This window comes from Plastoroseomonas hellenica, from assembly GCF_018129085.1.
In the GTDB taxonomy this organism is placed as follows: Bacteria; Pseudomonadota; Alphaproteobacteria; order Acetobacterales; family Acetobacteraceae; genus Plastoroseomonas; species Plastoroseomonas hellenica.
Map to the genome: position 1 here is coordinate 23,951 of NZ_JAAGBB010000060.1, position 7,953 is coordinate 31,903.

The window sequence follows — 7,953 nt, forward strand, 5'->3', positions numbered from 1 at the left end:
CTTTTCCCCGGCTTTTCCTACTCCGCTGGCGCGTGCGCGACTGCACCGCCGCGGGACAGCCGCCGTGCCAGCCCGTCGAAGCCGAGATAGAGCACCGGCGTCACGAAGAGCGTCAGCACCTGGCTGACCGCGAGGCCGCCGACTACCGCGAGGCCGAGCGGCTGGCGCAATTCCGCGGCCGCGCCCCAGCCGGCCGCGATCGGCACTGCGCCGGCGGCGGCGGCGAGTGTCGTCATCAGGATTGGCCGGAAGCGCAGCACGCAGGCTTCCCTGACCGCGCTCAGCGGATCCTCGCCGGATCGCTGTCGGTGCAGCGCGACGTCGACGATCATGATGGCGTTCTTCTTCACGAGGCCGATCAGCAGCAGCACGCCGATCACCGCGATCACCGAGAGCTCCATGCCGAACAGCCAGAGCGTCGCGAAGGCGCCGAGGGCGGCCGCCGGCAGGCCGGAGAGGATGGTCAGCGGGTGGATCAGGCTCTCGTAGAGCACGCCGAGCACGAGATACATGATGAGGACGGCGGCCAGCACCAGCATGCCCTGGCCGGCCAGCGCCTGCTGGAAGACCTGCGCGGTGCCGGTGAAGCCGGTGACGATGGAGGGCGGCAGGCCGAGCTCCTGCTCGACCTGGCGAATCGCCGCGACCGCGTCGCCGAGTGCGACGCCGGGGGGCGTGTTGAAGCCGATGGTGACAGCGGGGAGCTGCCCCTGGTGGCCGACGGTCAGCGGTCCCGAGCGGCGGGAGATGGTCGCGAGCGCCGAGAGCGGCACCAGGCGGCCGGTATTGGCGCGGATATAGAGCTTGGCCAGGCCCTGCTCGTCCCGCTGGTCCTCGGGCAGCGCTTCCAGGATGACCGGATAGGCATTGGCCTGGCCGTAGATGGTGCTGATCTGCCGGGCGCCGAAGGCGGAGTAGAGCGCCTGGCGCACCTGATCGACGGTGACGCCGAGCGCGGTCGCGCGGTCGCGGTCGACATTGACCATGACGACGGGGCTGTCGGTCTGCAGGTCGGTGTTCACGTCCTGGAGCTGCGGCAGGCGCTGCAGCCTCTCCTCGATCCGAGGTGCCCAGTCATAGAGCTCCTCCAGGCGGAGCCCCTGCAGGGTGTAGAGGTAGAGGCTGCGGCTCACCCGGCCGCCGAAATTCAGGTTCTGGATCGGTGAGACGAAGACCCGCATGCCCGGCACGCCGGCGGTCTGGCGGCGCAGCTCCTGCATGACCGGCACCACGCCGGGGCGCTCGCCGGACGGCTTCAGCTCGACGAAGAGGCGCCCCTGGTTGATCGCGGAGGAACTGCCCTGCGCGCCGAGCTGGGAGACGACGCGCGCCACATGCGGGGAGCGCATCAGGATCTCGGCGATCTGGCCCTGCATCTGCGCCATCGCCTCGAGCGAGGCGCCGCGCGGGCCTTCGGTGTTCACGCTGACGAGGCCGGTATCCTCGATCGGGAAGAAGCCCTTCGGCAGGTTCACCGCGAACCAGGCGGCGCCGCCGAGGGAGGCGATGAAGACCAGCCAGATCAGCAGCCGAAGGCGCAGCGCGTATTCGAGCAGCCGGGCATAGCTGCGCTCGATCGCGACGAAGCCGCGCTCCAGCGTCCGGTCGAGCCATCCCGGCCGCCCGTGATGTGCGCGGATGCGCGATGCCATCAGCGGCGTCAGGGTCAGGGAGACGATGCAGGAGACGATGACCGCGAGGGAGACGGTGGCTGCGAAGGCGTTGAACACGCGGCCGACGACGCCGCCCATCAGCAGGATGGGCATGAAGACGGCGATCAGGGAGAAGGTGATGGAGATGATGGTGAAGCCGATCTCGCGCGCGCCGCGGATCGCGGCCTGGATCGGCGGCACGCCGTTTTCGATGTGGCGCATCGCGGCTTCGAGCATGACGATGGCATCGTCGACCACGAGGCCGACCGCGATGGTGAGCCCGAGCAGGGTCACGTTGTCGATGCCGTAGCCGAGGACGTACATCAGCCCGAAGGTGCCGCAGAGGCTGATCGGCACCGCGACCGAGGGGATGATGGTGGCGGAGACGCGGCGGAGGAACAGGAAGCAGACCAGCACGACGAGGCCGATCGCGATCAGGAGGCTTTCCTGTACGTCATGCACCGCGGCGCGGATACTGGCCGAGCGGTCGAGCATGACCTGCAGCTCGGCGCCCGGCGGCAGCGCGGCCCGGAGCGCGGGCAGGGTGGCGCGCACGGCATCGACCACGTCGACGGTATTGGCGTCCGGCTGGCGCTGCACCGCGAGCACCAGGGCGCGCTGGCCGTCGCGCCAGGCGGCGATGCGCTCGTTCTGCACGCCGTCATCGACGCGGGCGATGTCGGACAGGCGCACCGGCGCCGCGGCCCGGCCGGCGACGATCAGCTCCCCGAAGGCCGCTGCGTCCTGCGGCTGGTCGTTGGCGCGGAGCGTGAGCTGCTGGCGTTGGCCGCTGAGCACGCCCACCGGGGTGCTGGAATTGGCGGCCGCGATCGATTGCTGGACGGTGTCGAAGGCGAGGCCCATGGCCGCAACGCGGTTGGGGTCGAGCCGGACGCGGACGGCGTAGAGCTGCTCGCCATAGGTGATCACCTGCGCGACGCCGGGCAGGCGCGACAGCGCCGGTCCGATGATCGTGCTGGTGATGTCGTTCATGCGGTAGAGCGGCTGGTCGCCGCCGGTGAGCGTCAGCAGCACCACCGGCGCATCCGCCGGATTGACCTTCCGGTAGGAGGGCGGCGTCGTCATCTCCGTCGGCAGCCGCCGCTGCGCGCGGGTCAGCGCCGCCTGCACGTCCTGCGCCGCCGCATCGATATTGCGGTCGAGCACGAATTGCAGGGTGATCGTCGTGGTGTCCTGGCCGCTGGTCGAGGACATCGTGTCGATGCCGGCGATGGTCGAGAATTCGCGCTCCAGCGGCAGGGCGACGCTGGTCGCCATGGTCTCCGGGCTGGCGCCCGGCAAGGTCGCGTTGACGGTGATGACCGGGAAATCGACGCGCGGCACGGCGGCGACCGGCAGCCGAGTATAGGCGATGATGCCGGCGACCACGGCCGCGATGCAGAGCAGGCTCGTCATCACCGGCCGGCGGATGCAGATCTCCGAAATGCTCATTGGGCGCGGGCCTCGCTGGCACCGCGCGCGACGGCGCGGCTGCCATCCGTCACCCGCTGGGCGCCATCGATGATGACGGCCTCGCCGGCCGCCACCTCGCCCCGGATCACCGCGCGGTCGCCCGCCATGCGCAGGAGTTGCACCGGGCGGCGGCGCGCGACGCCTTCCGGCGTCAGCACATAGACGAAGCGGCCGCCCTGGCCGCTCTGCACCGCGGCGGCGACGACGCTGGTGGCGCCCTCCTCGTCGCGCGGGATCAAGGTCACCTGCACGTAGCGCCCGGGCCAGAGGCGCATCTCCGCATTGGCGAACTGCGCCTTCAGGGTGATGGTGCCGGTCGCCGTGTCGACGGCGCTGTCGACGAAGGCGAGGCTGCCCTGGAGCGGCGGCGCCCGGTCGCCATCGGCATGCACCAGCACCCGGGCGGAGCCGGCGGCCATGGCCGCCTGCACCTCCTCCAGCCAGCGTTCGGGGATTGCGAACTGGACGAAGATCGGATCCATGCGGGTGATGGTGGCGAGCGCCGTGGTCTCGGCCAGGCGCAGGAAGGTGCCCTCGCGCAGCGGCAGCGTGCCGAGGCGGCCGCTGACCTCCGCGGTGACGGTGGCGAAGGCGATCTGCAGCCGCGTCTGCTCGATCAGCGCCTCATCCGCCCGCACGGTGGCGGCGGCGGAGGCGGCGTCGGCCTGGGCCTGCTCGAACCGTTGCGCGGCAGCGAAGCCCTCGCCCCGCAGCGACTGGTAGCGGACCGCATCGGCCTGGGCGCGTGCCGCCAGCGCCCGGTCGCGGAGAAGCTGGGCTTCCTGCTGCGCCAGGATGGCGCGGTTCATGCGGGTATCGAGGGTGAAGAGGAGGTCGCCGCGCCGGACCATCTGGCCTTCGCGCACATGCACCTGCTCGATCTGGCCATCGACGCGGGGGCGGATGGTGACCACCGCATCGGCGACCACCGTGCCGTTCGCCGCGATCTCGATCGGCACCGCGCCGACCCGGGCGGGATCCGTGGTGACCGGGATGCGCGGCCCCTGTCCAGGGGCGGAAGGCGGGGCGGCCTGCCCGAAGGCGGGCGGCACGATGCCCGGCAGGGCGGCGAGAGTGCCGCCGAGCGTAACGAGGCCAAGAAACAGCACACGTATCCGCATCAGTGTCTCCCCTGCGCCGGGTACATGTATCCCAGTACCGGCTCGCGCGCGCGTGAGGAAGTGTTGCGCTGCAACGCAGCATATACCTAATTTGTCACGAAACCGTGACCAGCGCGAGCCCGAGCTCCAATGCTTCGGCGACCGTCGCGGCCCTGACGGCTGCCCGGTCCCCGGGGAAAAGGCGATGCAGCACCCGGGTCTGCCCTTGGACCGCGGCGGCGATGAAGACGGTGCCGACCGGCTTGCCCGGCACCGCGCCGCCCGGGCCGGCGATCCCGGTGCAGGCGAGCGCCAGATCCGCCCCGGCCGCGGCGCGGGCGCCTTCCGCCATCGCACGGGCCACCGGCTCGCTGACCGCGCCATGGGCTGCCAGCAGGCTCTCCGGCACGCCAAGTATACGATGTTTGGCGGCGTTGGAGTAGGTGACGAAGCCGGCCTCGATACTGGCCGAGCTGCCGGGGATCGCGGTGATGGTGCCGGCGATGAGCCCGCCGGAGCAGCTCTCCGCGGTCGTCACGGTCAGGCCCTTCGCCTGCAGCGTGGCGAGCAGCGCGGCCGCGCGGCCGAGCGTCGCGTCATCGATCATTGGCCGAGCACCCCCGGTTGCCAGAGCCCGAAACCCAGCAGCAGCAACGCCGCCAGCACCCCGGCCACCGCGTCGTCCAGCATGACGCCGAGCGCGCCGTGTTGCCGGTCCGCCCAGCCGACCGGGCCGGGCTTCAGGATGTCGAACGCCCGGAACAGCAGGAAGGCTGCGGCGACGCCGAGGAGGGACGGGTGCGCCGGCAGCGCGGCGAGCGCCAGCAATTGCCCCGCCGCTTCGTCCACCACGATCCAGCCGGGGTCGGCCTCGGCATCGCCGGGCAGCCGGCCGACGGCCCAGAACCCGATGAGCAGGACCAGCAGCCCGAGCACCAGGCAGGGGAGCGGCCCCAGCAGCGCCAGCGGCAGCACCACCGCCGAGCCCCAGGTGCCGGGCGCCGGGCGCAGATTGCCGATGCCGAAGACGCTGGCGATCAGGCGGGGATTCACGGAATGGTCTCGATGAAGGCATCGATCGCGGCGATCGCGGCAGGCTCGGTCAGGGTCGGTGCATGGCCGGTGCCGGGCAGGGTCAAGAGCCGCATCCCCGGATGGGCGGTGCGCATGCGGGCGACGGTCGGCGCCAGCAGCAGGCGGCTGACCTCACCCCAGACCAGCAGCAGCGGCAGGCCGCCGAGCGCCCCGAACAGCGCCCAGAGATCCGGCACCGGCCCGACTTCCGCGCCGACCGCCTGATCGATCACCTTGGTGTCCCAGCGCGGATGGAAGCGCCCATCCGGCCCCTTCGCATAGGTGCGGCCCGCGAGGTCGAGCCAGCCGGCATCGTCGAGATGCGGCAGCGCCGGCAGATGCGCGCGCAGCAGTGCGGCGCAATCCTCGAGCGTTGCCGCCGCCGGGTCGCGGCGATTGAAGTCGAGCACCCAGGCATGGCCATCGCTGCCGATCTCCGGGCCGATATCGTTCAGCACCACGCCGGCGAGCGCGCCCGGGCGCAGCACCGCGAGCGCCATGCTGACTAGGCCGCCGAAGCTGGTGCCGACGACGACGGCGCGATGCAGGTGCAGCGCCGCCATCATGTCCAGCACGTCGCGGATCATCGCCTCCGGGCGGTAGCGCTCGGGATCCTCGGCGCGGGCGCTGGCGCCATGGCCGGCATAGTCGAAGGTGACGACGCGGCGCCGTTGCGACTGCCGCTCCGCAAGCCCGCGGAAATCGCTGCCGTTCCGCGTGATGCCGGAGAGGCAGAGCACCGGCGTCCGGCGCGGCATGTCGGCCGGCGGGCGCCAGTCCTCGGCATGCAGCGCCAGCCCGTCATGGGCCGAGAGGGTGACGCTGCGCGGCCCCATCAGCGGCGGCCACGCCCGGCGCCGTCGCTCGGATCGCTGTCGCTGTAGCCGGTGCGCGGGCGCCCGCGACCTGCGCCATCGCGCGGGTCGCTGTCGGAATAGCCGGTGGTGGGGCGTCCGCGCCCGGCGGCGTCGCGCGGATCGCTGTCCGAATTGCCGGTGCGCGGGCGCCCGCGACCTGCGCCATCGCGCGGGTCGCTGTCGGAATAGCCGGTGGTGGGGCGTCCGCGCCCGGCGGCATCGCGCGGGTCGCTGTCCGAATTGCCGGTGCGCGGCCGCCCACGCCCGGCGGGATCGCGCGGATCGCCGTCGGAGGTGCCGGTATGGGGCTGGCCGCGTCCCGCGGGGTCGTTCGGATCGCTGTCCGAGGTCGGCACCGGGGCGCGCGGCGCGGCGCCGCTTTTCTGCGCCAGCGCCGGCGTGGCCGCCCCGGCGCCAAGGCCCAGGATCAGCAGGCGCCGGCCAAGATGCGAGGCGGCCATAGGCGGGTCTCCCTCAAGGTGCGCGGTCGAGGAAGCGGGCGAGGGGGTGCGGCGCCGCGGCCAGCGACGGATCGCGGGCGCGATAGATCACGACGTTCTCGATCACCCGCTGCACGTAGTTGCGCGTCTCGGCGAAGGGGATCTGCTCGATCCAGTCGATCACGTCGACGGTGGCGCGCGGATCGCCATAGGTGCCGAGCCATTCGTCGACCCGCCCCGGCCCGGCATTGTAGGCGGCGGCGGCGAGCGGCAGGGCGCCGTCGAAGCGCTCCAGCATCTGCTGGATATAGGCCGCGCCCAGCCGCATGTTGTGCTGGGGATCGCCGGTCAGCATCGGCGTCGCATGCGGGATGCCGAGGCGGCGCGCCACTAGCGTCGCGGTCGAGGGCAGCAACTGCATCAGCCCACGCGCATTGGCGGAGCTGACGGCCTCCGGGTCGAAATTGCTCTCCTGGCGAGTGATCGCATAGATGATCGGTGCCTCCGGCGCTGACACGTTCGCCTGGTAGGGCGCCGGCCAGCCATCGTCGAGCAGCATGACGCCATCGGCGCCGGCGCGGCGCGCCACCCAGATCGCGTGGTCCGGCCGGCCGACCGCATGCGCGAGCCGCGCCGCCAGAAGCTGGTCCACCGGATCGGCGGCGAGATCCTCGAGCCGCAGCAGGAAGATCCGGGCCCGCCTGGCGTCACCGAGATCGGCCAGCGTCACCACCGCACGGGTCAGCTCCCGCCCCGCGAAGGCGACCGCGCGGTCCGGCGTCGCCGGCGGCACCGGCGCGCCGGCGATGCGGGCGGAGAGCTGGGCGGTGGTCTCGCCGAGCGCCAACGCCGCGAGCTGGCCATAGAAGGCGGCGGGCAGGGAGGCGGCCGCCTGGTAGCGGGCGCGGACGGCATCGGCGGTGCCGGTGACCGAAAGGGCGCGTGCTTCCCAATAGGCGGCGCGGGCGCGCGTGATGACGCTGCGGCTGCCTTCGGCCAGGCGCGCGAAATGGCGCTGGGCGGCGCCCGGGTCGTTCAGCCGGCGCAGCGCGATGAAGCCGGCGAGGAACTCCGCCTCCTGGCGCGCCTCGCCGACGCTGGATTGCCCGTGCTCGGCGGCGACGCGATAGGCCTCCCGGTCCTGGCCGAGGCGCAGCAGCTTCCGTGCGAGCACCTGGCGTTCGGTCCAGACGGCGCGCTGCGCCTCGGTGGAGAGGTCGCGCTGGAAGCGCTCGCCGGCGCGCCAAGCGGCCGCGGCTTCGAGGTCCCGGTCGGCGCGGCGCAGGTTGCGCGCGCTCTCCAGCACCGCGCCGATATCGTCGCCGCTGCCGGCGAGGCGGGCATCGGCGGCGGCGCG

The 7,953-nt window shown here is 72.4% G+C and carries 7 protein-coding genes; all 7 read right to left on the reverse strand.

Annotation, left to right across the window (positions count from 1 at the left end; genetic code table 11):
* Nucleotides 1–17 precede the first annotated feature (17 nt).
* Nucleotides 18–3,104, reverse strand: a complete 3,087-nt coding sequence (locus GXW71_RS29610) for an efflux RND transporter permease subunit (RefSeq protein ID WP_211856322.1) — start codon at nucleotides 3,102–3,104, stop codon at nucleotides 18–20.
* Nucleotides 3,101–4,246 (reverse strand): efflux RND transporter periplasmic adaptor subunit, encoded by a 1,146-nt coding sequence (locus tag GXW71_RS29615; protein WP_211856323.1) that lies wholly within the window; start codon nucleotides 4,244–4,246, stop codon nucleotides 3,101–3,103. Before GXW71_RS29615 ends, GXW71_RS29610 begins: the two co-directional genes overlap by 4 nt.
* Nucleotides 4,247–4,340: 94 nt before the next feature.
* Entirely contained in the window at nucleotides 4,341–4,832 is a 492-nt protein-coding gene (locus GXW71_RS29620) for a CinA family protein (protein WP_211856324.1), read from the reverse strand.
* Nucleotides 4,829–5,278, reverse strand: a complete 450-nt coding sequence (locus tag GXW71_RS29625) for a phosphatidylglycerophosphatase A family protein (RefSeq protein WP_211856325.1) — start codon at nucleotides 5,276–5,278, stop codon at nucleotides 4,829–4,831. The genes GXW71_RS29620 and GXW71_RS29625 overlap by 4 nt, the downstream gene beginning before the upstream one ends.
* Entirely contained in the window at nucleotides 5,275–6,135 is an 861-nt protein-coding gene (locus GXW71_RS29630; RefSeq protein WP_211856326.1) for an alpha/beta fold hydrolase, read from the reverse strand. Before GXW71_RS29630 ends, GXW71_RS29625 begins: the two co-directional genes overlap by 4 nt.
* Nucleotides 6,135–6,617, reverse strand: a complete 483-nt coding sequence (locus GXW71_RS29635; RefSeq protein ID WP_211856327.1) for a hypothetical protein — start codon at nucleotides 6,615–6,617, stop codon at nucleotides 6,135–6,137. Before GXW71_RS29635 ends, GXW71_RS29630 begins: the two co-directional genes overlap by 1 nt.
* 13 nt (nucleotides 6,618–6,630) lie before the next feature.
* The coding region (locus GXW71_RS29640; protein WP_211856328.1) for a lytic transglycosylase domain-containing protein at nucleotides 6,631–7,953 on the reverse strand (1,323 nt) is incomplete at its 5' end.

Bases quoted from the DNA above. Each gene is read 5' to 3' on its own strand.
- GXW71_RS29610 (WP_211856322.1), bottom strand. From the start codon at position 3,104: ATGAGCATTTCGGAGATCTGCATCCGCCGGCCGGTGATGACGAGCCTG.
- GXW71_RS29615 (WP_211856323.1), bottom strand. From the start codon at position 4,246: ATGCGGATACGTGTGCTGTTTCTTGGCCTCGTTACGCTCGGCGGCACT.
- GXW71_RS29620 (WP_211856324.1), bottom strand. From the start codon at position 4,832: ATGATCGATGACGCGACGCTCGGCCGCGCGGCCGCGCTGCTCGCCACG.
- GXW71_RS29630 (WP_211856326.1), bottom strand. From the start codon at position 6,135: ATGGGGCCGCGCAGCGTCACCCTCTCGGCCCATGACGGGCTGGCGCTG.
- GXW71_RS29635 (WP_211856327.1), bottom strand. From the start codon at position 6,617: ATGGCCGCCTCGCATCTTGGCCGGCGCCTGCTGATCCTGGGCCTTGGC.